Genomic DNA, 24918 nt, shown 5'->3' with positions numbered 1-24918 from the left:
TAGGGAAAGTTCCTGAACCTGCGATCAAGCCGTTCAGGGACTGTTCCGAATATCGACGTAGAGTACCAGACTTTGTCCCGGTTGCAGATAACGTGACGTGTTCAGATCGTTCCAGCTTGCGATGTCGCGCACATTCACCGAGAACCGGTTGGCTATGGTCGACAGCGAATCGCCCTTGCGCACCCGGTAACCTACCTTGCGCACCATGGCCTTGCCCCGGGCATTGTTGGTGGCAACCATGGTCGGCTGGGAGGTCTTGGACCAGATCACCAGCTCTTTGCCGGGGATCAGCGGATCGCCGGGCGCCATTCCATTCCAGGCAGCCACCTGACGCACCGATACCCGATGCTCTCGGGCAATATCCCAGAAAGTATCACCACGCCGGACGGTGTAGCGAACTTTGTTGCCGTCGCGCTTGCGATCCTGTTTCCGCTCCAGTCGCTGGGAAGCGCTGAGGGCATAGGTGTCCGAGCCCTTACTGGCGGACGGTATCATCAGACGCTGGCCAATTCGAATGAGGTCGGAATTGAGTTTGTTTACCTGCTGGATAACCGCCGGTGTGGTCGAGAACTTGCGGGCAATGGTGTTCAGGCTGTCGCCGGATTGCACCTTGTAGTTGCGCCAGGATACCCGTTTACTGCGAGGAATCTCTGCCAGGGCTGCCCGAAAGATATCGGCATTCTCTCTTGGAACCAGCAATCGATGGGGGCCATCGGGGTTGGTGGCCCAGCGGTTGTAGGTGGGATTGAGCAGGTAAATCTCATCCACGTCGACCTTGGCCAGTTCGGCGGCCTGGGCCAGATCCATTTGCGAGCCGGTATCGACGATTTCGAAATAGGGCTTGTCCTCCAGTGTCGGCAGCTCAATGCCGTAGTCTTCTGGCTTGTTGAAAATCTTGGCCAGTGCGATCAGCTTTGGCACGTAGTGTCGCGTTTCCCGGGGCAGATCCAGAGACCAGAAATCCTGGGGCTCGTTTTTCTTCCGGTTCTTGCGCATTGCACTGGATACGGTGCCACCACCGCTGTTGTAGGCGGCGAGGGCCAGGGTGTAATCGCCATCAAAGCGGTTGGCCAGCCTATCGAGGTAGGTCAGGGCAGCGTCGGTTGCTTCCACCACATCGCGCCGGTCATCGTGCCACCAGCTCTGGGTCAGGCCGAAGTATTTGCCGGTCGATGGGATGAATTGCCACAGGCCAGCCGCTCGTCCATGGGAGTAGGCAAAAGGGTCGAACGCGCTTTCAACCACCGGAAGCAGGGCGAATTCTGCCGGCAGGCCGCGTTTCTCGGTTTCGTTGATGATGTAATGCAGGTAGCGGCTACCGCGCTCGACTACCCGGTCAATGTAGCCTGGGTGGCTGGCGTACCAGTTCAATTGATCCCGGACTCGCTCGTTATCAACATCGTGATTGAGGGCAAAGCCGCTTCGAAGGCGGTTCCACAAGTCGCTGGGTTGCGGCGCTTCCTGAACAATCTTCTGCTCGGGATCGTCCAGCTTTTCGCGCGCTTCGCGGGCTGTAGGCCTGAGCTCAGGTGCAATGGCGTCGTCGAGCGCGGCGTCCGCTGTGGCGTCTTCACCGTTTCCGGATTCGACCGACTTTTTAAGGTCTTCGTCGCCGGTGGCGACGGTTACCTGTTTGGTTTCAAGGGGATTGGTCTCGCTGCCCCCGGAATCGCTGTCGCTGAACCAGGCGGTGGGGCTGGCCCAGCTGTTGTCCGGTGTGTCAGACAGGCTGCACCCGGAGGCCAGCGCACCGGTTAAAAAAAGCAAAGACAATCGTTTGACCGACATAAAATACTTCCGGCTCACGGTAAAAACCGGATTACCTATTTCGAAAATCCGGTAGGTTTAAAGGGTTACAGACGCAAAATTGGGACGATTCTATGGGAGCCCATTTCAAGTGGTCAAGAATCCCCTCGTTACGTCTGTGAGAGGATTTGTTAACCGATCAAAAATTGTCTTTGCCATGGCGAATGGCGGCAAAGATGGCGTTTTCCGAATCCGCCGGTAAACCGTTTCGGGCGCAGTAGTTACGAGCGGCATCAACCACCACCGGGTCATCCCAGCGCAGGAAGGGGTTCAGTTGTCTCTCCTCCGCCATCACCGAGGGTACCGTTGGTTTACCTTGGTCACGGCGCTGAATACAGCGTTCCTCGAAGGCTTTTAGACCCTCATCCTGGGGTAGCCAGCTGCGGGCGAACTTGAGGTTGGCCAGGGTGTATTCGTGGGCACAATAAACCGCGGTCCGGTCGGGCAGCGCCCGCAGGGTCTGCAGCGAATGACGCATCTGTTCAGGCTTGCCCTCGAACAGACGACCGCAGCCGCACACGAACAGAGTGTCGCCGCAAAACAGGACAGGGCGGCCATCTACTTCGGAATCGGAAAAGAAAGCTATGTGGTCAAGGGTGTGGCCGGGCACGCCCAGCACCTGGAACGTCAGGTTTTCCCACTGCACCTCATTGCCCGGCTGAACTTTGGTGGTACATCCTTTAAACGGCGATTCAGCGGGCCCGGTAACCTCGCAGTCCGGAAAGGCTTTCATTAGTTCGCTGACGCCACCGACGTGATCGGGATGGTGGTGGGTAATAAGGATGGCGTCGAGAACCAGATCCTGGCTGGCCAGGTGTTTTAAAACCGGCGCTGCCTGGCCCGGGTCTACAATCAGGGCTTTGCGGTTGTCGGAGTTCGACAGGCACCAGATATAGTTGTCGCTGAAGGCCGGGATGGCAGAGATGGTCAACATAAAGCCCCACATGTGCAAAACGAGTGTGACTGATATGATAGAGCAATACACCTACAGCCCCAACAGGGGGTTCTGTTTTCGGGAGTGACACAGCGTGAATGAGTCGGGGGCGATTGATTTTCCTGCACGTCACGAGAGTTTCGAACGCTGGTTCGGGACACCGCTCGGTCGTGCTCTGTTGGCGGATCAGAGGCGCATGCTCGACCGGGAGTTGAGTCGATTTACCGGGGCACGCCAACTACAGGTAGGCGTGAGCCATCGACTGCCACTCGCCACAGGTACCGACTTTGTGCAGCGCATTATGACCACACCCCGCTGGTATCCCCAGATACCCGATCAGGTTGCGGTTTGCGATGCCCATGAGCTGCCTTTCTCCGCCGATTCCATGGATCTTGTCATTTTGCACCACAGCGCCGATTTCAGTTGTTATCCCCACGAAGTGATTCGGGAAGCAGCCCGGGTGTTGCGGGGCGAAGGTACTTTGGCCCTGATCGGGTTTAATCCTCTGAGTCTCTGGGGGCTTCGTCGCCTGATGTCCCGGCATTGCGAGGGACCCTGGGGAGGCCGTTTTCTGATGCGCGGACGCATGGAAGACTGGCTGCACCTGCTGGGTTTCAATGTTGAGGCGTCGGTGACACGTTTCCTGCGATTGCCGCTGCAACGCAGTGGTCGCAAATCGAACAGCTGGATTGATGAGCAGTTTGGTGGCAACAGAATCCTGCCGGTGGGGGCGTATTACTGTATCCTTGCCAAAAAACGCGTTTATGCCCAGATTTCCCGACGGCCAGCCTGGCGCCAGGCCAAGGTGATTGCGCTGTCTGGAAACAGAACAGTCGGTGCGTCCAGGGGGTGCTCCAGGGGACAATGCATACCGGAAAAAAGTGTTTAACCAATGGGAGAAAAGATGTCGGGCAAGGTAATCCTGTATACCGACGGGGCCTGTAAGGGAAATCCCGGGCCTGGAGGCTGGGGCGTTGTTCTGCGCTATGGCGATACCAGCAAAACGATGCACGGTGGCGAAGCGAACACCACCAATAACCGGATGGAGCTGATGGCGGCGATTCGCGGGCTGGCTGCACTCAAACGGTCGTGCGCGGTGGAGCTATACACCGATTCCCAGTACGTGCGTAAGGGCATCACAGAGTGGATGGCAGGTTGGAAGCGTAACGGTTGGAAAACCTCGGCGAAGAAACCGGTCAAGAACGAGGACCTTTGGCGCGAGCTGGACGCCGAGGTGGCCCGACATCAGGTTAACTGGCATTGGGTCAAAGGCCACGCCGGTATCCCCGATAACGAACTGGCCGATGAGCTGGCCAATCAAGGCGTAGCCGAATTGGCTCGCGCCTGAGCACGACCTATTGAATCGAGTGAGTCATGAGACAGATTGTACTGGATACTGAAACCACGGGTATTGATCCAAACGATGGCCATCGGATCATCGAAATTGGTTGCGTGGAACTCGTCGAGCGTCAGCTGACGGGGCGGAATTACCATGTCTATATCAACCCTGAACGCGAGGTAGAAGCCGAGGCCATAACCGTCCACGGCATCACCAACGAGTTCCTGGAAGACAAGCCAAAGTTTGCCGAGGTTGCCAACGACTTCTTTGAGTTCATCAAAGGAGCTGAGCTGGTCATTCACAACGCGGCGTTCGACGTCGGCTTCATGGATGCCGAGTTTGCCCGAATGAAGCCGGTCCGGAAAACCGCGGACCACTGTGGGATTGTGGATACCCTGGCGATTGCCCGAAAGAAGCATCCCGGACAGAAGAACAACCTTGACGCACTCTGTAAGCGTTACGGTGTGGACAACAGTAACCGGGACCTGCACGGCGCCTTGCTCGATGCGGAGATCCTGGCCGACGTCTACCTGCTGCTGACCGGTGGTCAGACCGCGTTGTCGCTGGATGCCGGAGCCGAAGAGGGCAGCTCCGGCACTGGCATTCGACGGTTGCCGGCCAAGCGTCCCGCGCTGAATGTTATTCGCGCTTCTGAAGACGAGCACGGCGCTCACGAGGAATTCATGGCAATGCTGGAGAAGCAGGCCGGAGAAACGGTGTGGGGCAAGCTTCAACAAAGTGATTGAGAGCGGGTTTGTTTTGTACTAAATGTTACATTCCGGCTTTCTTGAGGTACTTGAGTTTTGTGTTATAAGTAATGGTTAGTTCGCCAGTTTTCGCGAACAATTATTTACTTTTCGGCGCGCACAAGCCAGCGAGGATTGAGCTGGCTTCTAACAACAACACCTGTCGTTCTACCTGACGGGCGCAGTCATATTAGGGAGCGGTAGTCTCCGCAAATTAACAGGAAGCGTTTATGGTTCAATCGTCTCTAGCGACGAAATCGCAGTCGTTTGATCTGGTTAAAAGTGAAATCGAGCAAACCATCAAACAGGCAGAATCCAGCCTTGAACGCTTTCAGGAAAACCGTGAGAGTGGTGAAGACCTTCAGAACTGTGTCGACTTCATCAATCAGCTTCGCGGTATCTTCATCCTTGTCGAGCTTCGTGGTGGCACCTTGCTATGCCAGGAAGCCGTCAGTATGGCCAACGATGTTCCTGTCGGGGCCAATGACGACAAGAATATCCTGCTCACCACCCTGAACAGCGCGCTTTTCATCCTCCGTCGATACGTCGAATACTATCACCAGCAGAGGGAAGATCATCCGGAGCTGTTGTTGCCGGTCATCAACGAACTGCGTGAAGCCCGCCGGGAAAAACCTTACCCGGAATCCTGCTTTTTTGATGTTGATGTGAAGGAGCGGCCTGATTTCTGTGCCGGGCTCCAGGTTCAGGCGTTTGAAGGTGACAATTCGGAATTCGAGGTAATGGCGCGACGGATGCGCCTGACCTTCCAGGTGGCGCTCCTCAGCATTCTTCGTGATCGCAATGACGTGGTGAGCAAGAAGCTGATCGCCCGGGCCTCCCGTGGTCTGGCTCGTCTGTGCCAGGATGCTCCGATGGGGCAATTGTGGTGTCTGGTCTCAATTGTGGCCGACACCATGCTCGACCGCGCAATGCCGTTCACCAAGGCCCGCAAGCGCATGTTCATGCGCATTGAAAAGTACGCCCGTGAAGTAGTGTATGTCGGTAAGGTCGCCACCGCCAAGGATGCGCCCGATTCTCTGGTGCGTGATCTGATTTACCTGTTGTATCGCAGTGGCTCCGCCAATCCCGAGATAACCCAGGTGCTGTCGGCGTATAAGCTCACTCCTGCCGATTATCCAGATGCCATGCTGGAAGCCCACGCCCGCAGACTTTACGGCCCGGGCAGTGATGTGCTCCGATCCCTTGCTGAAGCCCTGCAGGATGAACTAAATCAACTGAAGGACAAGCTTGATATCATTGAGCGAGGTATCGAGCCTGATCTGGCAGAACTGTCATCTATTTCAGACGCGCTTGAGCGTCTCGCCAATACCCTGGTGATGTTGGATCTCAACAAGTTGGCAGCGGTCGCCCAGGAAGAAGCCTCTCGGTTGCGTGGCTGGGAGGCCGAATCCCGTCTGCCCGAGAATGATGAGTTGTACGTTCTGGCCGATTCGGTATTGAGTATTGAGGATGCCGTGATGCAGATCGTCACGCGGGGTATTACCTCGGAAACCGATGCTCTGGCACGCGGTCTCCGTACGCGGGATGAATCAGTGTACCTGAGTGAGGCCCTGTTCGTGGTGGCCGACGAAGCGCGCGGCGCACTGACACTGGCGAAGCGCGCTATTACGGCGTTCATGGAGTCCGACTACGACAAGCTGCACTTGGCCAATCTCCCCGCCACACTGCACAGCATCTGGGGCGGGCTGCACATGGTCAATGATCCCGCGGCAGCATCGGTACTGGAGCGGGTGGCAGGATCCATTCAGGAGCGGCTTCTGGATGCCCGCGAAGCCCCGTCCATGCAGGTTCTGGAAGCACTGGCAGATGCCTTGACGTCCCTTGAGTATTACATTGAAAGTATCGGTCGGCGCGAGGAGCGTAATCCGGATCTTCTTAAACTGGCACAAACGTCCCTGGACGATGTAGGTCTTTAAGCTGTGTCTAACGAACTCGCAACCGCAGTGCTGACAGTATTTGGCGCGCTCCTGGTGATTGCGGGTCTGCTGTTCTTCCTGCGACCGCGATGGCTACTGGGATGGTTGAAGGGCATGGCCGTGTTCGGTTTGATGCTGGTAGGCGTCTACACCCTCGCCATTGCCATCAACGTTGCCGGCTACCAGTCACTTGAAGGTATGCAGACGGTTGCAACGGTGTCTACGCAACGTCAGGCTGACCAGCGCTGGTACGTGAGGCTCCAATCTCCAGGTAAAAACACCGTGGCCGAAACCTTGACCGGTGACCAGTGGCAGGTGGACGCTCGTATCATTCGCTTCTCTGGGCCGCTGCGTTGGCTTGGGGTCGCTCCGGGTTACCGGCTGGAGCGATTGAGTGGACGGTATACGTCACTTGAGCAGGAGCGATCGGCGCCAAGGTCGGTGATTGGCCTGGGCGAGGCATCCTGGCCCGATTTGTGGGAGCTGGACCAAACCTTTAATGTGCCGTTCGTCGAAGGGGTATATGGTAACGCGACCTTTATGCCGATGCGTGATGGTGCGATGTTCGATATTCGCCTGTCGGCCTCAGGGTTGGTGGCGGTGCCCGTTAACGATCAGGCCCGGGAAGCAATTCAAGCATGGGACGAATAGCGCTTTGTTCATCCAATAAAAAACCTGCGCATTGCGCAGGTTTTTTTTCACCGTTCGCCAGGGCAATCAGCCCATCTTGAACAGCTCGCCCAGCTTGGTGGCAAGCATCATGTCGCCTTCGGCGCGCAGCTGGCCAGCCATGAATGCCTGCATACCGTCGGTTTCGCCGGAAACGATGCCGTGCAGGGTTTCAGAGCTCATGATAAGGGTAACAGAAGGATCGGAGTGTTCGCCTTCGTGCTTCTGGCAGGTGCCATCGTTGATGACCAGGTGATAGGTCTTGTCGTCCTCGATGTCGAACTGGAATACCAGGTCCAGGCCTTGCGCTGCGTCTGCGTTGAAGTTCTGTTCGAATTGTTCAAATACCTGAGCTACCGACATTTTTATACCCTTAATGGTGGTTGTCTTGTCATGGTGACGGCGTCGATGTCCCGGGCTGCATGAGCCTGAGCGGGAACCCGTCCGGAGCCGACCTTGCTATGCGACTTTATGGTGAGTGATAGGCTGTGTCAAGATCGATCGAACGCTTGTTTTAATTTTTTTACTCTGCTTATTAACCTAAATTCGGTAAGTTACACATTCACGTTTCAACCACACGGAGAAGCACTTTGGAGTTCCTGACTGAGTATGGTTTGTTCCTGGCGAAGGTCGTCACCTTTGCCGTTGCCGCGATCGTTGTGGTCGCCGTGATCATTGCGTCGGCACAGAAAGAGCGGGAAGACCATGGCGGCGACGGCGAGTTGAAGATTCGCAAGCTCAACGAAAAGTACGACAAACTTCGGGAATCCATTCAGGCCCGGCTAATGTCCGATGCTGAGCGCAAGGCGTTTGAGAAGCGTCAGAAAAAAGAGCAGAAAGCCAAGAAAAAGGCCGATAAGGCCAAGCAGAAGGAGGTGACCACGGAGCCGGAGCGCCAACCACGAGTGTTTGTGCTCGATTTCGACGGCGACATCAAGGCCAGCGACACCGATCCACTGCGTCGATCTATCACCGCCGTGCTCAGCGTTGCTGACCCAGAGCGGGATGAGGTCGTGGTTCGGCTGGAAAGCGGCGGCGGACTGGTGCATTCGTATGGCCTGGCAGCGGCTCAACTCGATCGAATTCGTAGCAAGGGCGTTCCGTTGACAGCCTGTGTCGACAAGGTCGCGGCGAGTGGCGGCTATATGATGGCTTGCGTGGCGGATCGCATCATTGCGTCGCCGTTTGCCATTCTCGGGTCAATCGGTGTCGTTGCCCAGCTGCCGAACTTCCATCGTTTCCTCAAGAAGAACGACGTCGACTTTGAGGTGCTGACCGCGGGCGAGCACAAGCGCACCATGACGGTTTTTGGGGAGAATACCGATAAGGGCCGGCAGAAGTTTCTGGAAGATCTGGAAGACACCCATGTTCTGTTCAAGGAATACGTGGGTGAGAGGCGTCCGGCGGTTGATATCAGCGCGGTTGCCAATGGTGACATCTGGTTTGGTAAGCGCGCTCTGGATGTCCAGTTGATCGATGAGATCAAGACCTCCGACGAATATCTTATTGAGGCATGTGATCGGGCAGACGTAGTCTCGGTAGCGTACCAGCGGAAACGCACGCTTCCGGAAAAACTTGGTCTGGCGACCAGTGCCGCGCTGGAACACACTGTCTGGCGGGTTTTGAGTGCCTTCCGGAACCAGAAAATCCAATAGTTCTTTCAACAGTTCATGAAGGGTGGGAAACAACGATGACAATGAACACCGATTTCAAAGCTTGGCGTGTCGAGGAACATGACGGCAGCTACGTAGGCAGCGAACAGACCTTGAATACCGCCGATCTTCCGGAAGGCGAGGTTTTGATTCGGGTTTCCCATTCATCCCTGAACTACAAAGATGCCTTGTCCGCATCCGGTAACAAGGGTGTGACCCGTAGCTTCCCACATACCCCCGGCATCGACGCCGCCGGTGAAGTGGTGGAAGACGCCTCAGGCAAGCTTGCATCGGGCACGGCCGTTCTTGTTACCGGCTTTGATTTGGGCATGAATACCGATGGTGGTTTTGGCGAATACATTCGCGTGCCCACAGGTTGGTGCGTGCCGATGCCGGCCGGATGGGACGCCCGAACGGCAATGATCTACGGTACCGCCGGCCTGACCGCCGGGTTGTGTGTGCAGAAGCTGCTGACCATGGGTGCTCAACCTGCCCAGGGGCCGGTAGCGGTGTCCGGTGCCAGTGGAGCGGTTGGCAGTGTGGCGGTGGAATTGCTCGCCAAGCTGGGCTTTGAGGTTGTCGCTATCAGCGGCAAGGCAGATCACGCCGCCGATCTTAAAGCGCTGGGTGCAAGCGACGTAGTGGGTCGTGAGGCGTTGTCTGAAGAGAAGAAACCGATGCTGAAGCCGGTCTACGGCAATGCTGTTGATACCGTGGGTGGGACGCCTCTGGCGGAATTACTGAAGCAGATCAAACCGGGCGGCTCTGTGTCCTGTTGTGGCCTGGTAGCAGGCCCGCAGCTGCAGACGACCGTGCTGCCCTTCATTCTTCGCGGCGTGAATCTGCTTGGGGTGGATTCGGTAGAAATTCCGCTGGCGGACAAGCAGGCGGTCTGGGACAAGTTCTCCGGTGACTGGGCCTGTCCGAAAACCGAACAGTCGGCCCGGGATATCGGTCGTTCCGAACTGGATGCGGCGCTCAAGGCGTTTCTGGGTGGAGCTTCGGTTGGCAAGACTGTTCTTGATCACAGTCGCTAATACCTGCGGCATTAAAAAAGCCTGCCAATTGGCAGGCTTTTTTATTTGCGTTGTCCCGTCCTGAAATACGTTGTCAGGAGGCCCGGCGACGAAACAGGGGCAGGTCGGTATCGGTTGCGGCCTGATAGCCCTGGCTGAAGAAGTTCAGGCAGCGGGCAGCCTTGTTGATGTCCTTGTCCGCGCGCAGCACGTAGGCGTCGAAGCCGCAGCGCTTCATGAACTGGAGCTGGTCCAGCAGCACATCACCAATGGCGCGCAACTCGTTTTCGTAGCCAAATCGTTCACGCAGCAAGCGGGCAATGCTGTATCCGCGGCCATCGCTGAACTTCGGAAAGTTCACGGCAATTACAGGTAACTCCTGGAATTTTCCAACGAGCATTTCCGGCTCATCGTGGCTATCAAACCACACGCCAATGTCATCGCGACCGGTAAAGTGCTCATACCCGGCCAGCCACAGGTCGGCGGGGATCAGAGCCTTGCTTTGCTCGGGAATGTCGAGAGATTCGCCCTCGGCCGGGCGGGGCACAACGATCCAGTCATCCTGTCGGATGCTGCCGTCCTGGGAAATTACATCAGGCATAAACCCGCTCCTTGAAGGGATCAATTCCAACGCGGCGATAGGTATCCAGGAAGGTTTCTTCCTCGGTCCGCTTATCGACGTAAACATCAATGATCTTGGCGACGACATCTGGCATGTCTTCACGGGCAAAGGAGGGCCCGAGGATCTTGCCGATGGTTGCGTCGTGGTGGGAAGAGCCGCCCAGACTGATCTGGTAGAACTCTTCACCTTTCTTATCGACACCCAGAACACCGATGTTGCCAACGTGGTGGTGACCACAGGCGTTCATGCAACCGGATATGTTCAGGTCAATGTTGCCCAGGTCATACAGGTAATCCAGATCGTCAAAACGGCGCTGGATTGCTTCCGCCACCGGAATGGACTTGGCGTTCGCCAGGGCGCAGAAATCACCACCGGGGCAGCAGATAACGTCGGTCAGAGTGTTCAGGTTGGCGGTGCCAAAACCCATGGGCACTATGGCCTGCCAGAGTTCCAGCAGGCGATCCTGGCGAACGTCGGCCAACACTACATTCTGCTGGTGAGTTACCCGGACTTCTCCGAAGCTGAACTCATCGGCCAGGTCAGCAATCTGTTCCAACTGGCGGTCGGTGACATCGCCCGGCGGCGTGCCGGTTTCTTTCATGGTCAGTGTCACGATCGCGTAGCCGGGCTTTTTGTGAGTGTCCACGTTGTGGCTCAGCCACTGATCGAATCCGCGATTTTCAAAGCGTTGCTTGGCCAGCAGCTCGGTGGCATTGTCGACGCTCTGGTAATCCGGCTCGGTAAAGTATCCCTGGATGCGCTCTACGGCGTCGCGGGTCAGGCGGCTTGGTGAATCCTTGATGTGTGACCACTCGGCCTCAACTTTCTCGGCGAAAGCTTCCGGGGTCAGTGCCTTTACCAGAATCTTGATGCGCGCCTTGAACTTGTTGTCGCGGCGGCCATAGCGGTTATACACGCGCAGAACGGCTTCGAGGTAGGTCAGCAGATCCGCTTCCGGCAGGAAATCACGGATAACCGGTCCAACCATCGGTGTGCGTCCTAGGCCGCCACCTACGTGCACCCGGAACCCCAGTTCGCCGGCGTCGTTACGTACCATTTGCAGGCCAATGTCGTGCACCTGGATGGCTGCGCGGTCGGTTTTCTCAGAGGCATTCACAGCTACCTTGAATTTCCGTGGCAGGAAAGCGAATTCAGGGTGGAAGGTGGACCACTGACGAATAATTTCACAATACGGGCGCGGGTCCGCGATTTCATCGGACTGAACCCCGGAGAATTGGTCGGTGGTGGTGTTGCGAATGCAGTTGCCACTGGTCTGGTTGGCGTGCATCTCTACCTCAGCCAGCTCGGCGAGAATGTCGGGCACGTCTTCAATTGCTGGCCAGTTCAACTGAACATTCTGCCGGGTGGTGAAGTGGGCGTAACCCTTGTCGTAATCCCGGGTGATGCGAGCCAGTCGGCGCAATTGACCTGCACGCAGCATTCCATAGGGCACGGCAATGCGGAGCATGGGTGCCAGGCGCTGGACATAAAGGCCGTTTTGCAGGCGTAGGGGAAGAAACTCTTCCTCGGCCAGTTCTCCCGCCAGGGCGCGCTCGGTTTGGTCCCGAAATTGCGCAACCCGTTCGGCTGCGATTTGCCGATCGTGTTCATCGTATACGTACATATGGAAGATCCTGCCTGAAAACGTTGTTGCGGCTAGCTCCGCGACCGGAGTCATAGCGGGTTGTGCCTTATATCTGCCCGCGAGGATAGCACCGTGTTTTTATTCTTAAAATGATTATTTCAAAATATGTTTATCGATTCAGGCGATAAGCGGACGCTGTGGGTAAACTGGACGATTGGCTGTTTGAGGGCTTTAATTAGAGAGGATCGGAGTAAAGCTGCGGTCCCTTCTGAATAATAAAAAAATTCTGAGTAGCGAATCCAAGTGAGGTACATCCGATGAAGAAATCCGCACGTTCAGACAGTCAGGTTGATGCAGTCGCTTCCGTTCTGCTGGTGTTGCTGGTGGTTGCGTTTGCGGTGGTCTGGGTATCGGGGCAATAGATTACTGGCCCGCTAGAACCACCTGAACAATCAGGATAAGCCCTACGACAAAGCTCACGGTGAATAACACCCCGGCGATGATGTAGGGCCACGGACTCTGACTCGCGAAATCCTCTTGCCGACGCTTATCCGATTGGACACCAAAAGCTCCGGCGAGGATGCTTTGCATGATTTTCAGTACCCCCGGGCGGCTCGGCCGGCCTGAACGGTCCGGATCATGTTTCCTGGCGTCATCCCTTTCGGAGGTGTCTGTCATGTTTTGGGCTCCCTAAAAGCTACACTAACCGCGTAAGTTTCGTGCCGTCGGCTCTCCAGTTTACCCGTTGTCAGTTACCTGTCATTCGGCCGGGTCGTAGGCGAGGCTCGGTGCCAGCCAGCGCTCCGCTTCTGCCTTGGAGATACCTTTGCGTTCAGCATAGTCTTCAACCTGATCGGCGCCAATCTTCCCGACCGCAAAGTATTTCGACTCTGGGTGGGCGAAATACCAGCCAGAAACAGCAGCGCTTGGATACATGGCAAAATGCTCGGTCAGCTCGATGCCGGCTCTTGATGTGGCTTCAAGCAGGCTGAACAGCGTGGCCTTCTCGGTATGCTCAGGGCACGCCGGGTAGCCAGGGGCAGGGCGAATACCCCGGTAGCGCTCTTTGATCAGATCTTCGTTGCTGAGCGTTTCGTCGCCGGCATAGCCCCAGAATTCCTGACGAACCCGCTCGTGCATGCGCTCGGCAAAGGCTTCCGCCAAACGGTCGGCAAGGGCTTTCACCATGATGGCGTTGTAATCGTCGTTATTGTCTTTGAACTCCACCGAGAACTCTTCCGCGCCAATGCCGGTGGTGACTGCGAAGCCACCCACGTAATCACAGGTCTCGGAACCCTCAGGCGAAATGTAGTCAGACAACGCTATCATCGGTTTGCCCGGTGCTTTTTCGTCCTGCTGGCGAAGGTGGTGCAGCACAGTCAATTCCTCGGAGCGATCTTCGTCCTTGTACACCACGATGTCGTCACCGCGCCGATTGGCGGGCCAGAAACCAATAACGCCACTGGCTTGGACCCGCTTTTCATCAATCATCTGGCGCAGGATCTTCTGGGCGTCGTCGAAAAGGGTTCGGGCTGCCTCACCACGTTTCGGATCATCGAAGATACCGGGATACTTGCCGGCGATGTCCCAGGAAATGAAGAACGGTGTCCAATCGATGTAGTCCACCAATTCATTCAGATCATAATCCTCGAACACCTTGATACCGGTGAAGGCAGGTTTCGGCGGAATATAGTCGTCGAAGTTGATCTCCGGTGCACGATCGCGGGCTTCCTTGAGCGAAACCAGCTTGGTTCGGTCGCCACGGTTCTTTCTGCGTTCGCGGATCTCGTCATATTCCACACGGGCGGCCTCGACCAGGCCTTCTTTGCTTGTCTTGCTCAGCAACTGGGAGGCCACGTTCACGCAGCGTGAGGCATCGGACACGTACAGGGCGATGTCGTTCTTGTACTGGGGTTCAATCTTCACCGCGGTGTGCGCTTTGGAGGTGGTTGCGCCCCCGATCATCAGCGGGATGTTGAAATCCAGTCGTTGCATTTCCCGGGCGACGTGGACCATCTCATCCAGCGACGGCGTGATCAGGCCGCTCAGACCGATGATGTCGACGTTTTCCTTCTTGGCGGCCTCCAGGATCTTGTCGCAGGGCACCATAACGCCCAGATCAATCACCTCGTAGTTATTGCACTGCAGCACCACCCCGACGATGTTCTTGCCGATGTCATGAACATCGCCTTTAACCGTCGCCATGAGGATCTTGCCCTTGGCCTTCTGATCCTCTGTCTTTTCCGCTTCGATATAGGGGATCAGGTGCGCGACCGCCTGTTTCATTACTCGTGCGCTTTTCACCACCTGGGGCAGGAACATCTTGCCGTCGCCAAACAGATCGCCGACCACGTTCATACCGTCCATCAGGGGGCCTTCGATGACCTCAATGGGGTGAGTAGCATCCTGCCGGCATTCTTCGGTGTCATCGATGATGTAGTTGGTGATGCCCTTCACCAAAGCATGCTCAAGCCGCTTTCTTACCGGCCATTCGCGCCAGGCCAGGTCTTCTTCCTGGGTCTTGCCACCTTTGCCCTTGAAGCGCTCGGCAATTTCCAGCAGTCGGTCGGTGGAATCTTCACGCCGATTGAGCACTACATCCTCGACCCGTTCCTTCAGCTCCGGTTCGATTTCATCGTAAATCACCAGCTGGCCCGGGTTCACAATACCCATATTCATACCGGCCTTGATGGCGTGGTACAGGAACACCGAGTGAATCGCCTCGCGCACCACATCGTTACCACGGAACGAGAACGACACGTTGCTGACGCCGCCGGAGATGGACGCGTGCGGCAGGTTTTCGCGGATCCAGCGCGTGGCGTTGATGAAATCGACTGCGTAGTTGTTGTGCTCTTCAATGCCTGTGGCGATGGCAAAGATGTTGGGGTCAAAGATGATATCCCCGGGATTGAAGCCAATCCCGGTCAACACGTCATAGGAGCGTTTGCAGATTTCGGTCTTGCGCTCGTAGGTATCCGCCTGGCCCTGTTCATCAAAGGCCATGACGACCACGGCGGCACCATAGCGCATACAGTCTTTGGCGCGCTTGATGAATTCTTCTTCGCCTTCTTTCAGGCTGATGGAGTTCACCACGGCTTTGCCCTGGATGCAGCGCAGACCTGCTTCGATCACTTCCCACTTGGAAGAGTCGATCATGATGGGCACACGAGAGATGTCAGGCTCAGAGGCAACCAGATTCAGGAAGGTCACCATGACCTCCTTGGACTCCAGCATGCCTTCGTCCATGTTGATGTCGATGATCTGGGCACCGTTTTCGACTTGGTCCCGGGCAACGCTCAGGGCTTCCTCGTACTGCTCCTCTTTGATCAGGCGCAGGAAACGTTTGGAGCCGGTAACGTTGGTGCGCTCGCCCACGTTGATGAACAGGGTGTTTTCATCGCCGGTAAACGGCTCCAGGCCAGACAGCCGAAGGGCCTTTTTGCGCTCCGGGATCTTCCGGGGCGGGTACTTGGCAACCGTGTTGGCGATGGCCTCAATGTGCTCAGGACGCGAGCCGCAGCAACCACCGATGATGTTCAGGAAGCCATCGCGGGCAAAGCCTTCAATGATCTCCGCCATTTCCTCCGGAGTCTGGTCGTATTCACCAAACTCGTTGGGCAGGCCGGCATTGGGGTGGGCGCTGACGTAGGTTTCCGCCTTGGCCGACAGTTCCTCAACATAGGGACGGAGCGCATCCGCACCAAGCGCGCAGTTCAGTCCTACGGAGATGGGGCGGGTATGGGCAACAGAATTCCAGAAGGCTTCTGTGGTCTGGCCAGACAGCGTGCGGCCCGAGGCATCGGTGATCGTTCCAGAGATCATGATCGGCAGGGCGATGCCGCTGTCTTCGAAATATTGCTGGGTGGCATAAATGGCCGCCTTGGCGTTCAGGGTGTCGAAGATGGTTTCAATCAGGATGAGATCGCATCCGCCTTCAACCAGGCCCTCGACCGCCTCATAGTAGTTGTCGACCAGGGTCTGGAAATCAACGTTACGGTAACCGGGATTGTTCACATCTGGAGAAATCGACGCCGTGCGCGACGTTGGGCCAACGGCACCGGCCACAAAACGTGGCTTGTCCGGATTGCGGGCAGTGAACTCATCAGCAACGTCGCGGGCAAGCTTTGCGGCGGCTATGTTCAATTCCTTGGCAATGCTCTCGAGACCATAGTCCGCCTGTGACAGGCGGGTGGAGTTAAAGGTGTTGGTCTCGATGATGTCGGCGCCGGCATCCAGGTAATCCGCGTGAATGGTGCGGAGCAGGGCAGGCTGGGTCAGGTTCAATAGGTCGTTATTGCCCTGGACCTCACGGTCGTAGTCTGCCAATCGATCGCCGCGAAACGCCTGTTCGTCCAGCTTGAGGTTCTGGATCATGGTGCCCATGCCGCCATCAAGTACTACGATGCGTTGCTCTAGCGCGGTTTGGAGCTGGTCCAGGCGGGTGTTGCGATCGGTCATATCAATACTTCCGGAAGTCGTTTGTTACGTCGTATTTGAGTCAATGGCGCGGGATCATAGCAAAAATGCGCAAGTCCGTCTTAGTACGAATGACGATTATCAAGTGCCTAATTTCGAGGCGCAGCCAGAGCTTGGCGTAGGTAGAAGTCATTAGTCCCATAAAGACCTAGTATTTTACTTGGTCTTTCATGTTCCGGCGAAGTCCCTTAAAATAAATGCAAACTTTCAAACGGGTTTACAACATGGCATTGGTTACTGTGACAGATTCCGCACGGGATTATCTTGCACAACTCATCGATAAGCAGGACGTTGAAGGCATGGGGGTGCGTATCTTCGTGACCCAGCCTGGCACCAAAAACGCCGAGACCTGCCTGGCCTATTGCCCGCCCAATGAGGTAGTTCCGACCGACGAACAGGTCGATCTGGAAAAGTTCACCCTGTACCTTGATCACAACTCGGTTCCGTTCCTGGAAGAGGCGTTTGTGGACTACTCCAAGGATCAGATGGGCGGACAGCTCACGATCAAGGCTCCGAACGCCAAGGTGCCGAATGTCGACGATGACGCTCCGCTGCCGGATCGCGTCAACTACGTCCTGGCTTCCGAGATCAACCCGAATCTGGCCGCTCACGGCGGTGACGTTTCCCTGGTGGAGATCGTTGACGAGTCAGTGGCGGTGTTACGCTTTGGTGGCGGTTGCCAGGGTTGTTCGGCTGTCAGCCTGACCCTGAAGCAGGGTGTTGAAACCACGCTGAAAGAGCGTGTTCCGGAAATCACCGCAGTGCGCGACGTGACCGACCATACCAACACCGAAAACGCCTACTACCAGTAGTCGTACTGCCGGCACCCGCTACCCTTCGATGGGCAGCGGGTCGGCGTCCGCTGAGCGCCCAATGAGGGGTGCTGCCGAACAACCGGGTTTTTCCTGGCTGCACGGCCAATGTCTCCCAGTTTCAAACACTGCAATATCAGTCACCTATACTGACGTCACAGTGATGCACAGGCAAGGGTGGCATATTGTAGCTCTATGGCTGTAGTTCGTAGGCGATAGCCCCACCTTGGCCATCACCATCCTCAGTATCGGTCGCAACATCCGGAATCGGGGTTTCACTTGTTCGACATTGCGCTGCTTTCCCTGCCCATAATGGCTGCCCTCGTTGGTTGGTTTACCAATTGGCTGGCCATCCAGATGTCCTTTTATCCCGTGCAGTTCATCGGCGTTGGCTTTATCGGCTGGCAGGGCGTGATCCCTCGCAAGGCCGAGAAAATGGCACACATCTGCATTGATCGTACGCTCCAGCAGTTTGGCAATCTGCAGTCGGTGTATCAGAAACTGGAGCCCCAGCGGATTGTCGAGCAGGTCATTTCGCAAGTGACGCCACGACTGGATGAGTACATCGACGAGGTGATGTACGAGATCCAGCCGGTGCTTTGGGACAATCTGCCGCTGTTTCTAAAAAGACGTATCTATCAATGGGCAAGGGAACAGTTGCCGTCGCGGATAGAAGAGCTGGTCGAGGATTTTGGTGACGATCTGGACGATCTCGTTGATCTGAAGACCTTGCTGAGCCGCGAGCTTCGCCAGCACCCGGATCTTATGAATCGCATCTTTCAGCAGGCCGGAGCCGTTGAGTTGCGGTCGGTGATCAACCGGGGCGCGATTATTGGCGGGCTCCTGGGAACTGCACTGATCCCCTTGTGGACCTGGTATCCCGAACCCTGGTTGCTGCCGGTCGGCGGCTTTGCCATTGGCTTTATCACCAACTGGCTCGCCATCAACCTCATTTTCGCGCCATTGTTGCCCCGGCGAATCCTGTTTTGGAAGGTTCAGGGCCTGTTTTTGAGGCGTCAGCCGGAAATCAGCGATGTCTGGGCCAGGCTGGTGGCAGAAGAGCTCATTACCGTAGAGAAGGTTGCCGATGCCATGCTCAACGGGGCGCGTGGCGACCGCACCCGCGCGATTATTCAAAAGCACCTGCGACCCTTGCTTGATAACTCTGCAGTCATGAAGCTGACAGCCCAGGTGACCGTGGGTATGACCGGCTATACCGAGTTGAAGAAAGTAATGAACCAGAAGGCCGTGCTCGCAACCCGGGACGTGTTTGGCGACCCGGCCTTTAATCGTGAGCGGGCACCGGTCGTCGCCGGAGTGCTTTCAGAACAGATGCGGGCGCTTGGGCCTCGGGAGTTTCAGGACATCCTGCGCCCGGCATTTCGCGAGGAAGAGTTCCGACTGATGCTGGTCGGCGGTGCCTTTGGCGCCCTGGCAGGGCTAGTCCAGTTTTTGTCATTGGTGTCCCTGAACATCCGAATACCCATCTAGGCTCGTGGAGCGGGAGAAGCGTTATGCCGGCTTGGGCAGACATAGCACTACAGGTACTGATTACAGCAGCGACGGTGAGTCTGGTTTTGGCCGGTTTCTGGCGGTTGATCGCTCGTCCGCACCTGGACCGTAAGGTGGCCGAGTTGATCGAGGCAACCCGAGACATTGAGCCGAAAGTGACTCGTGGCGTTAAACGAGGCGTTTCCGAGGCCGTCAGGGATCTGCCGGAGAGTGCGTTGGATGGCACGGTTCGGGAGTCGACCCGTCAGTTCCTGAAATTCGGTTCCGGGCTGTTTGAGAATGGCCTGAGCAGTTTCCTTGGGACTGCCTCGGATCTGGAGCGTAAGTCCGCGCACGACAGCGCAAGACCGCAAAGAAACAGCCCCACTAAGTCCTGAGCATCAAAGGCAGTTAGTCGGCCTTGGCAGGCCGGCAATCCGGCAGGCCGTTTTTGCGGGGGTGCCGGGAAACAGGTGCATCAGGTAGATGCTGTTGCCTTTTTCCTCTCCCATGGCATCTTTTACCGCTTTCACGAACAGCCTGTTTGAGGGCGGTGAGATCTCGTGTTCTTTATAAAATTCCCTTAAAAACGTGATGATTTCCCAGTGTTTTTCGTCTAACTCCAGGCCGTCCTCGGCGGCAATTTCAACCGCAACGTCCGGGCTCCAGGCCCATGCGTCTTCGAGAAAACCCTCGTTGTTTCTCTCGGGGGTGGTTCTAGTCATGATTCACCAACTGATGACGCGTTCTGCTTGCAGGGTCAGGTTGACCAGCTCTGCGTAGTCGATGGGTGCCGCCCCAAGGTTGTCCTCGGACAAGCCGCGAGCGCCCAGGTCGGCAGCCAGCGCGTAGGTCTGTACCGAGCTGAGTGCCTTGGATGAAACCAGCCCGAGTACGCCGTTCTCGGTTAATGCCACCGCATCATCCGGGCCGAGTGTGCCCAGACACTCGCTAAATCGGGGGTGGTCCGGGGTTTTGTTCAGAATGTGCAGGGTGTGCAATCGGTTCATTGTTGGCTGTCCGAGTGGTTGTTCAGCAAGCAAGTTAACCCGCGAATGCGGCTTGGGAGTATTGTGCCATCAGCTCTGCGTTGGCGTCGGTGAGCTGCGCGCCATCGATCATGGTCTTGATGTCCAGGTTGTAGCGCTCGCAGGCAGCCCGGTCGGCCAGGATGGCTTTAATACCAAATATGGGGGCGGCTGCCAGGTTCTTCTCCACGGATTTCTGCTCAATACCCGCAGTGTCCTGCGCTTTGCGCAGCCAGTTCACGCCAGCGCCAGAGAACAGCAGGCTGACCGGTTGGTCGAAGGCGGCCAGGGCAAAGGCCATATCCAGCGCCTCACGGCCCGCCCAAGTGCCGTAGGGCGGCTGATCGATGATGATGAGCATACCCATAGTCAGGCTCCCGCGTGGAAGTAGATGGTCCGGGTTGACTTGATATTGCCTTCAACCCATTCCCCAAGCCCCGCGATCGTGAAGGGTTTCAGCAGGTTGTTGGCACCGAGTTGGTAACGTTTCTGCTCGTCGCCGTCGACCAGTCCCCGGCGCAATGCCGATGCAATGCAGGCAACTCCAGGAATCTCATGTTCCTCTAGGAATGCTGCCCAGCGCTTCGGCCAGTGGGTCTCATCAGACGGTGCTGCCACCAGGGCTGAGGCGAGGTGCACGCCATCGCCATAGAGAAAGACCCGGTCAATAGTGTGGCCAGCGGCTACGGTGGCCTTGGCGAAGCTGAGCGCGGTTTGCGGCGCCTGGGAAGAGTAGGGCGCTCCAGTGATAACCAGGGTAAACGACGGAGTTGCGGTGCGGGTCGTGGCGTGGGTCGTGGAATGGGTCATGATGATGAATCTGGCCAGAAAGAATTCAGTTTACAGAAAGCAAAAACCCCGGCAAAGGCCGGGGCTCGCTTGACGATGGACTCAGCCTGGGCTCAGTCGTCGCCGCTGAATGCAGACAGCAGGTGCAGCAGGCTGACAAACAGGTTGTAGATGGACACGTACAGGCCAACGGTCGCAATAATGTAGTTGCGCTCACCGCCTTTGATGATCTGGCTGGTTTCAAACAGGATCATGATCGAGGCAAAGATGGTGAAGCCTGCCGATACTGCCAGTTGCAGTACGGAGCTTTCCATGAAGAAAGCCAGCAGCATGGCGCCAATCAGGACAAAAGCACCGGCCGTCAGGAAGCTGGACAGGAAGCTGAAGTCTTTCTTGGTGATGATCGCAGTTGCGGACAGACCCACGAAAGCGACAGCTGTCAGGGCCAGGGCCTGAGCAACGATCTGGGAAGCGCCAGCGGCCACGAATGCGCCGATGATCGGGCCCAGGGTGTATCCCATGAAGCCGGTCAGTGCGAACGTGGTAACGATGCCCCAGGGGCTGTTCTTCAGCTTATAGGTGGCGAATAGCAGGCCAATGTAACCCACAATGGTGATGAGAAAACCAGGATGGGTGCCGTTCATGTTCAGGAATGCGGTCAGTGCCGAGAACGCCAGAGTCATGCCCAGGAGCATGTAGGTGTTCCGCAACACATTCATGGCATCTGCGCTGATACCGGTCGTCGCCCGCTCGGTCTGAGGTGCTGAATAAGCTCCCTGATTGTTCTGAGCGCCGAATCGTCTGTCTTCCATTGTCTTCTCCGTTGATAACGTCTGGATACTGTGTTCCATCATAGTGTCAGAATCGCAACTTTCAATCGTTTACGACACGAAACTGCTGTGTGGATTTCATTAAATGCCGGTAATGTTAGAAATTGAAGCGGGTTTCAGGTGAGGCGTTGACAGCGCAGGCAATTCCGGTATCATGCTCCCCGCTGTCGCAAGGCAGTAATGGAAAAACGGTGGGCTGGCAGAGTGGCTGAATGCAGCGGTCTTGAAAACCGCCGAAGGTTAGTAGCCTTCCCGGGGTTCGAATCCCTGGCCCACCGCCATTTTTCCTCTCCCCTCGAATACCTCAAGTTCTCTTTTCCCTGTTCGAAAATACCCAGCCGTAGCACATACTGAATCATTACTCACGCTGAGCACGAACGTTGCCGCACGTCGCTGTCAATTGTGACTCGGTACGGCTGACGTTCTGTCCTGCGATTACAAGTCTCGGCCGGGAAACGTAGCCTCTTTGCGCTCATCCGCCAATCTCTGACGTTCTGCCAGCTCGTCCGCATCATTCTTCGGCACTTGCCAGCCTTGCAGATTTTCCTCGATTAGCTGTACCAGAGCCTCGATGTGGCCTGGCGTGGCATTCAGTGCCGGAATATAGCTGAAGGCTTTGCCCCCGCTTTCCATGAAGTATTCACGGTTTTCTTCGTCAATTTCCTCGACGGTTTCCAGGCAGTCGGATGAGAAGCCGGGGCAGAACACGTCGATAGAGTGTACGCCTTTACCCGGAAGGGACTTTAGAGTCTCGTCGGTGTAGGGTTTCAGCCACTCCTCCCGCCCAAATCGGGACTGGAAGGTGGTGAGGTAATCTTCACTGCTCAGTCCGAGACGTTCCGCGAGGAGGCGTGAGGTCTTGTGGCATTCGCAGTGGTAGGGGTCACCCTTCAACAGGTATTTCAGAGGCACACCATGATAGGACAGGATCAGTTTGTCGTTTCGGCCATGGTTGGCCCAGTGCGCTTCAATGTGCCGCGCCATGGCTTCGATGTAGGGCGGATAATCCGGGTAGTGCGAGACAAATCGGAAATCCGGTAGCCATCGGCGTTTTGCGAAGTCCTTGGCGACGGCGTCGAAGGTCGAGGCCGAGGTTGAAGCTGAATACTGGGGGTAAAGCGGTAGCACCAGAAGCCTGCGCACGCCCTGGTCCTGCATTTCATCCAGCACCTTGGAAATTGCCGGGTTTCCGTAGCGCATAGCGAACCCAACCACCACATTGGGGCCGTACCTCTGTTTCAGGGCCACTCGGATGCCTTCCGCCTGTTTGGCGGTGTGGGTCAGAAGGGGGGAGCCTTCCGGTTGCCACACGCCGGCGTAGGCCTTTGCACTGCGCCTTGGCCGAATCCTCAGAATGACGCCGTGGAGAATTAGCCACCAAAGGGGGCGGGGCAGTTCAACAACGCGCGGATCTGAGAGGAATTCAGCCAGATAACGTCGAAGCGCGGACGTGGTGGGTGCGTCCGGGGTGCCCAGGTTGGTAACGAGCACGCCAAGCCGCTCCGGCTGACTGTGGCTGAAGGTCTCAGAGCCTTTGAACTGCATAGGTAATTCCTGGTTGGTCGTGTGGCTTGGGGCGGATCCGACTATTTCAGGCCGGCTTGCTGGGCGATCCGGGGTGCCAGCCCGCTGATGTCGTAGCCGGCATTGCGGGCTTTGGAGACAATCTCCTGGGCTGACGTATCACGCGCTGCACTCAGTGCCCATAGCACAGTGCAGCGGGTTCCCGATCGGCAAAAGGCCAATACGGGTTTGTCGGCCTCGCGGATCATTGGCGCGAACTGGTCGATGTCCTCATCGGTGATGTTCCCGGACTCCACCGGCATAAAGACCCAGCTGAGCCCATGCTCCTGTGCGGCCGCTTCGATGTCGGCCATGGCCGGCTGGCCAAATTCTTCCTGATCAGGCCGGTTGGCAACCAGTGTTCTGTAACCGAGCCTGGCAATCTCGGCGACGTCATTCGCAGTAATTTGCGGTGCCACTGAGATGGTGTCATCGATCTTTCTGATATCCATGGATTACTGCCTCCAGAAACGCTGTTGGATCTAACTCTATGATCGCACAGACCACAGTAAGTGTCAGAATGGTGGGCTATCACGTTAGCAGAATCGATCAGGCTTTTACCCGCTGTCGTTCGATGAGCTCAAACACTGCCATGCCTGCCACCATGGATACGACGAAAACCGCCGCTTTGATCTCCCCTGCGCCCAAGGCGACCAACCCCGGCCCAGGGCAGAATCCGGCAATCCCCCAGCCCACACCAAAGCTGAGGCCACCAAAGATCAGGCGCTTGTCGATATGGCTGCTGGTCGGGATCTTCATTGAAAACCCAAGGAAAGACAGGGTTCGCCGACGCGCAATGGCGAACGCTCCGATCCCGACAATAATGGCGCCGGCCATAACGAAGGCCAGAGACGGATCCCAAAGTCCGGTAATATCCAGAAATCCGAGTACTTTTTCGGGGTTGGCCATGCCAGAGATAATCAGCCCGAAACCGAAGATCAGCCCGGCAAGCAAGGAAGCAAGGGTGTATTTCATGATCTCAGACTCCCAGCAGATGACGAATGATGTAAACAGTGATGAAGCCGGCGGCCATGAAACTCAGTGTCGCCGCCAGTGACCGAAGAGAGAGGCGGGAAAGCCCGCACACGCCGTGACCACTGGTGCAGCCAGAGCCGTAACGGGTGCCCACACCCACCAATAGGCCAGCAATAATAAGGCTGGGGTAACCCGCGTTGATCTCAATGGGCGGCAGGTCGGCCATCATGATCCAGGCTAACGGAGCGCCAATCAGTCCGCCAATGAAGGCCAGTCGCCAGACGATGTCGCCGCGGGTGGGGGAGAGTAGTCCGCCCAGTATCCCGCTAATGCCGGCGATTCGACCGTTCAGCAGCAGGAACAGGGCAGCGGCAAGGCCGATGAGCAGGCCGCCCGTAAGGGCCGTCCAGGGCGTAAAATCGCTCCAGGCAACATCGATCATCGGGAGTCTCCAGGGGTAAGGAATGGGGTTCTGAATATCAGGTATGAAGGCGGGGAATATTAGCAAAAAAAAGCCCGGCATGTGGGCCGGGCAGAGGCGTGCGAGTAGTATCCATGAAAGACTTCCAGACAAACCGGCGTCAGCAGGGACGACGGTATAGGGAAGTATTGTCTATATTTTAAACACTTCAAGTCGCAGTTCATTTC

26 protein-coding genes and 1 tRNA gene are annotated in these 24918 nt (G+C 56.6%); 11 read left to right on the top strand and 16 right to left on the bottom strand.

What is annotated here, in order from left to right:
• Positions 1 to 33: 33 nt before the first annotated feature.
• Both FCS96_RS16530 and gloB read right to left on the bottom strand, forming a co-directional pair.
• Positions 34 to 1788 (bottom strand): LysM peptidoglycan-binding domain-containing protein, encoded by a 1755-nt coding sequence (locus FCS96_RS16530; protein ID WP_138441483.1) that lies wholly within the window; start codon positions 1786 to 1788, stop codon positions 34 to 36.
• 157 nt (positions 1789 to 1945) lie between these two features.
• Positions 1946 to 2740, bottom strand: a complete 795-nt coding sequence (gene gloB / locus FCS96_RS16525; RefSeq protein WP_138441482.1) for a hydroxyacylglutathione hydrolase — start codon at positions 2738 to 2740, stop codon at positions 1946 to 1948.
• Positions 2741 to 2834: 94 nt separating this feature from the next.
• Here gloB and FCS96_RS16520 point away from each other — a divergent pair, with 94 nt between their 5' ends.
• The 5 genes from FCS96_RS16520 to FCS96_RS16500 all read left to right on the top strand — a co-directional run bounded on the left by FCS96_RS16520 (position 2835) and on the right by FCS96_RS16500 (position 7413).
• Positions 2835 to 3629 carry a class I SAM-dependent methyltransferase gene (locus FCS96_RS16520; protein ID WP_171040838.1) on the top strand — a complete coding sequence of 265 codons (795 nt, stop codon included), beginning with the start codon at positions 2835 to 2837 and terminating at the stop codon, positions 3627 to 3629.
• Between the two features lie 15 nt (positions 3630 to 3644).
• Positions 3645 to 4088, top strand: a complete 444-nt coding sequence (rnhA, locus tag FCS96_RS16515; RefSeq protein WP_138441481.1) for a ribonuclease HI — start codon at positions 3645 to 3647, stop codon at positions 4086 to 4088.
• A 26-nt stretch (positions 4089 to 4114) separates the two neighbouring features.
• Positions 4115 to 4825, top strand: a complete 711-nt coding sequence (dnaQ, locus tag FCS96_RS16510) for a DNA polymerase III subunit epsilon (RefSeq protein ID WP_138441480.1) — start codon at positions 4115 to 4117, stop codon at positions 4823 to 4825.
• A gap of 230 nt (positions 4826 to 5055) precedes the next feature.
• Positions 5056 to 6762, top strand: coding sequence for a chemotaxis protein (locus tag FCS96_RS16505; protein WP_138441479.1), 1707 nt, complete (start codon positions 5056 to 5058; stop codon positions 6760 to 6762).
• A 3-nt stretch (positions 6763 to 6765) separates the two neighbouring features.
• The gene (locus FCS96_RS16500) at positions 6766 to 7413 is read left to right on the top strand and encodes a multidrug transporter (RefSeq protein WP_138441478.1); all 648 of its coding nucleotides are present in this window, start codon (positions 6766 to 6768) and stop codon (positions 7411 to 7413) included.
• Positions 7414 to 7479: 66 nt separating this feature from the next.
• Here the strand turns inward: FCS96_RS16500 and FCS96_RS16495 are convergent, their stop codons facing one another.
• Positions 7480 to 7794: an SCP2 sterol-binding domain-containing protein gene (locus FCS96_RS16495; RefSeq protein ID WP_138441477.1), complete on the bottom strand. Its 315-nt coding sequence runs from the start codon at positions 7792 to 7794 to the stop codon at positions 7480 to 7482.
• A gap of 227 nt (positions 7795 to 8021) precedes the next feature.
• Here FCS96_RS16495 and sohB point away from each other — a divergent pair, with 227 nt between their 5' ends.
• Positions 8022 to 9086 (top strand): protease SohB, encoded by a 1065-nt coding sequence (gene sohB / locus FCS96_RS16490; RefSeq protein ID WP_138441476.1) that lies wholly within the window; start codon positions 8022 to 8024, stop codon positions 9084 to 9086.
• Between the two features lie 35 nt (positions 9087 to 9121).
• A complete protein-coding gene (locus tag FCS96_RS16485) occupies positions 9122 to 10120 on the top strand; it encodes a YhdH/YhfP family quinone oxidoreductase (RefSeq protein WP_138441475.1) in 999 nt (332 codons plus the stop codon).
• Between the two features lie 73 nt (positions 10121 to 10193).
• Here the strand turns inward: FCS96_RS16485 and FCS96_RS16480 are convergent, their stop codons facing one another.
• The 4 genes from FCS96_RS16480 to metH form a co-directional block, all read right to left on the bottom strand.
• A complete protein-coding gene (locus FCS96_RS16480) occupies positions 10194 to 10700 on the bottom strand; it encodes a DUF934 domain-containing protein (protein WP_138441474.1) in 507 nt (168 codons plus the stop codon).
• Positions 10693 to 12345 carry a nitrite/sulfite reductase gene (locus tag FCS96_RS16475; RefSeq protein WP_138441473.1) on the bottom strand — a complete coding sequence of 551 codons (1653 nt, stop codon included), beginning with the start codon at positions 12343 to 12345 and terminating at the stop codon, positions 10693 to 10695. Before FCS96_RS16475 ends, FCS96_RS16480 begins: the two co-directional genes overlap by 8 nt.
• Before the next feature lie 384 nt (positions 12346 to 12729).
• On the bottom strand, positions 12730 to 12984 hold the full coding sequence (locus FCS96_RS16470; protein WP_138441472.1) for a DUF2970 domain-containing protein: 255 nt from the start codon (positions 12982 to 12984) through the stop codon (positions 12730 to 12732).
• An 81-nt stretch (positions 12985 to 13065) separates the two neighbouring features.
• A complete protein-coding gene (gene metH, locus FCS96_RS16465) occupies positions 13066 to 16764 on the bottom strand; it encodes a methionine synthase (protein WP_138441471.1) in 3699 nt (1232 codons plus the stop codon).
• A gap of 242 nt (positions 16765 to 17006) precedes the next feature.
• On the opposite strand from metH, the gene nfuA reads away from it, so the two are divergent.
• From nfuA to FCS96_RS16450, 3 genes are all read left to right on the top strand, one after another.
• Positions 17007 to 17594: a Fe-S biogenesis protein NfuA gene (gene nfuA / locus FCS96_RS16460; protein WP_138441470.1), complete on the top strand. Its 588-nt coding sequence runs from the start codon at positions 17007 to 17009 to the stop codon at positions 17592 to 17594.
• A gap of 279 nt (positions 17595 to 17873) precedes the next feature.
• Positions 17874 to 19085, top strand: coding sequence for a hypothetical protein (locus FCS96_RS16455; protein WP_212747101.1), 1212 nt, complete (start codon positions 17874 to 17876; stop codon positions 19083 to 19085).
• Between the two features lie 23 nt (positions 19086 to 19108).
• Positions 19109 to 19483 carry a hypothetical protein gene (locus FCS96_RS16450; protein ID WP_138441469.1) on the top strand — a complete coding sequence of 125 codons (375 nt, stop codon included), beginning with the start codon at positions 19109 to 19111 and terminating at the stop codon, positions 19481 to 19483.
• A 3-nt stretch (positions 19484 to 19486) separates the two neighbouring features.
• On the opposite strand, the gene FCS96_RS16445 is transcribed toward FCS96_RS16450, so the two are convergent.
• The 5 genes from FCS96_RS16445 to FCS96_RS16425 all read right to left on the bottom strand — a co-directional run bounded on the left by FCS96_RS16445 (position 19487) and on the right by FCS96_RS16425 (position 21714).
• Positions 19487 to 19810 carry a TusE/DsrC/DsvC family sulfur relay protein gene (locus tag FCS96_RS16445; protein ID WP_138441468.1) on the bottom strand — a complete coding sequence of 108 codons (324 nt, stop codon included), beginning with the start codon at positions 19808 to 19810 and terminating at the stop codon, positions 19487 to 19489.
• A 3-nt stretch (positions 19811 to 19813) separates the two neighbouring features.
• Entirely contained in the window at positions 19814 to 20095 is a 282-nt protein-coding gene (gene tusB, locus FCS96_RS16440; protein WP_138441467.1) for a sulfurtransferase complex subunit TusB, read from the bottom strand.
• Positions 20096 to 20129: 34 nt separating this feature from the next.
• On the bottom strand, positions 20130 to 20480 hold the full coding sequence (locus FCS96_RS16435) for a DsrE family protein (protein WP_138441466.1): 351 nt from the start codon (positions 20478 to 20480) through the stop codon (positions 20130 to 20132).
• A gap of 2 nt (positions 20481 to 20482) precedes the next feature.
• A complete protein-coding gene (gene tusD / locus FCS96_RS16430) occupies positions 20483 to 20923 on the bottom strand; it encodes a sulfurtransferase complex subunit TusD (RefSeq protein ID WP_138441465.1) in 441 nt (146 codons plus the stop codon).
• 92 nt (positions 20924 to 21015) lie between these two features.
• Positions 21016 to 21714, bottom strand: coding sequence for a Bax inhibitor-1/YccA family protein (locus tag FCS96_RS16425; RefSeq protein ID WP_041338365.1), 699 nt, complete (start codon positions 21712 to 21714; stop codon positions 21016 to 21018).
• Positions 21715 to 21922: 208 nt separating this feature from the next.
• On the opposite strand from FCS96_RS16425, the gene FCS96_RS16420 reads away from it, so the two are divergent.
• Positions 21923 to 22013, top strand: a tRNA-Ser gene (locus tag FCS96_RS16420).
• Between the two features lie 154 nt (positions 22014 to 22167).
• Here FCS96_RS16420 and hemH read toward each other — a convergent pair.
• From hemH to FCS96_RS16400, 4 genes are all read right to left on the bottom strand, one after another.
• Positions 22168 to 23277 (bottom strand): ferrochelatase, encoded by a 1110-nt coding sequence (hemH, locus tag FCS96_RS16415; protein ID WP_138441464.1) that lies wholly within the window; start codon positions 23275 to 23277, stop codon positions 22168 to 22170.
• A gap of 41 nt (positions 23278 to 23318) precedes the next feature.
• Positions 23319 to 23747: a TIGR01244 family sulfur transferase gene (locus FCS96_RS16410; RefSeq protein WP_138441463.1), complete on the bottom strand. Its 429-nt coding sequence runs from the start codon at positions 23745 to 23747 to the stop codon at positions 23319 to 23321.
• A 97-nt stretch (positions 23748 to 23844) separates the two neighbouring features.
• The gene (locus tag FCS96_RS16405) at positions 23845 to 24270 is read right to left on the bottom strand and encodes a DUF6691 family protein (protein WP_138441462.1); all 426 of its coding nucleotides are present in this window, start codon (positions 24268 to 24270) and stop codon (positions 23845 to 23847) included.
• 4 nt (positions 24271 to 24274) lie between these two features.
• Complete coding sequence (locus tag FCS96_RS16400; protein ID WP_138441461.1) at positions 24275 to 24712, bottom strand: YeeE/YedE family protein; 438 nt, start codon at positions 24710 to 24712, stop codon at positions 24275 to 24277.
• Positions 24713 to 24918 lie beyond the last annotated feature (206 nt).

Origin of the sequence: Marinobacter alexandrii (assembly GCF_005871205.1) — a bacterium.
Classification (GTDB): Bacteria; Pseudomonadota; Gammaproteobacteria; order Pseudomonadales; family Oleiphilaceae; genus Marinobacter; species Marinobacter alexandrii.
This window is presented reverse-complemented; position numbering and strand designations above follow the sequence as displayed.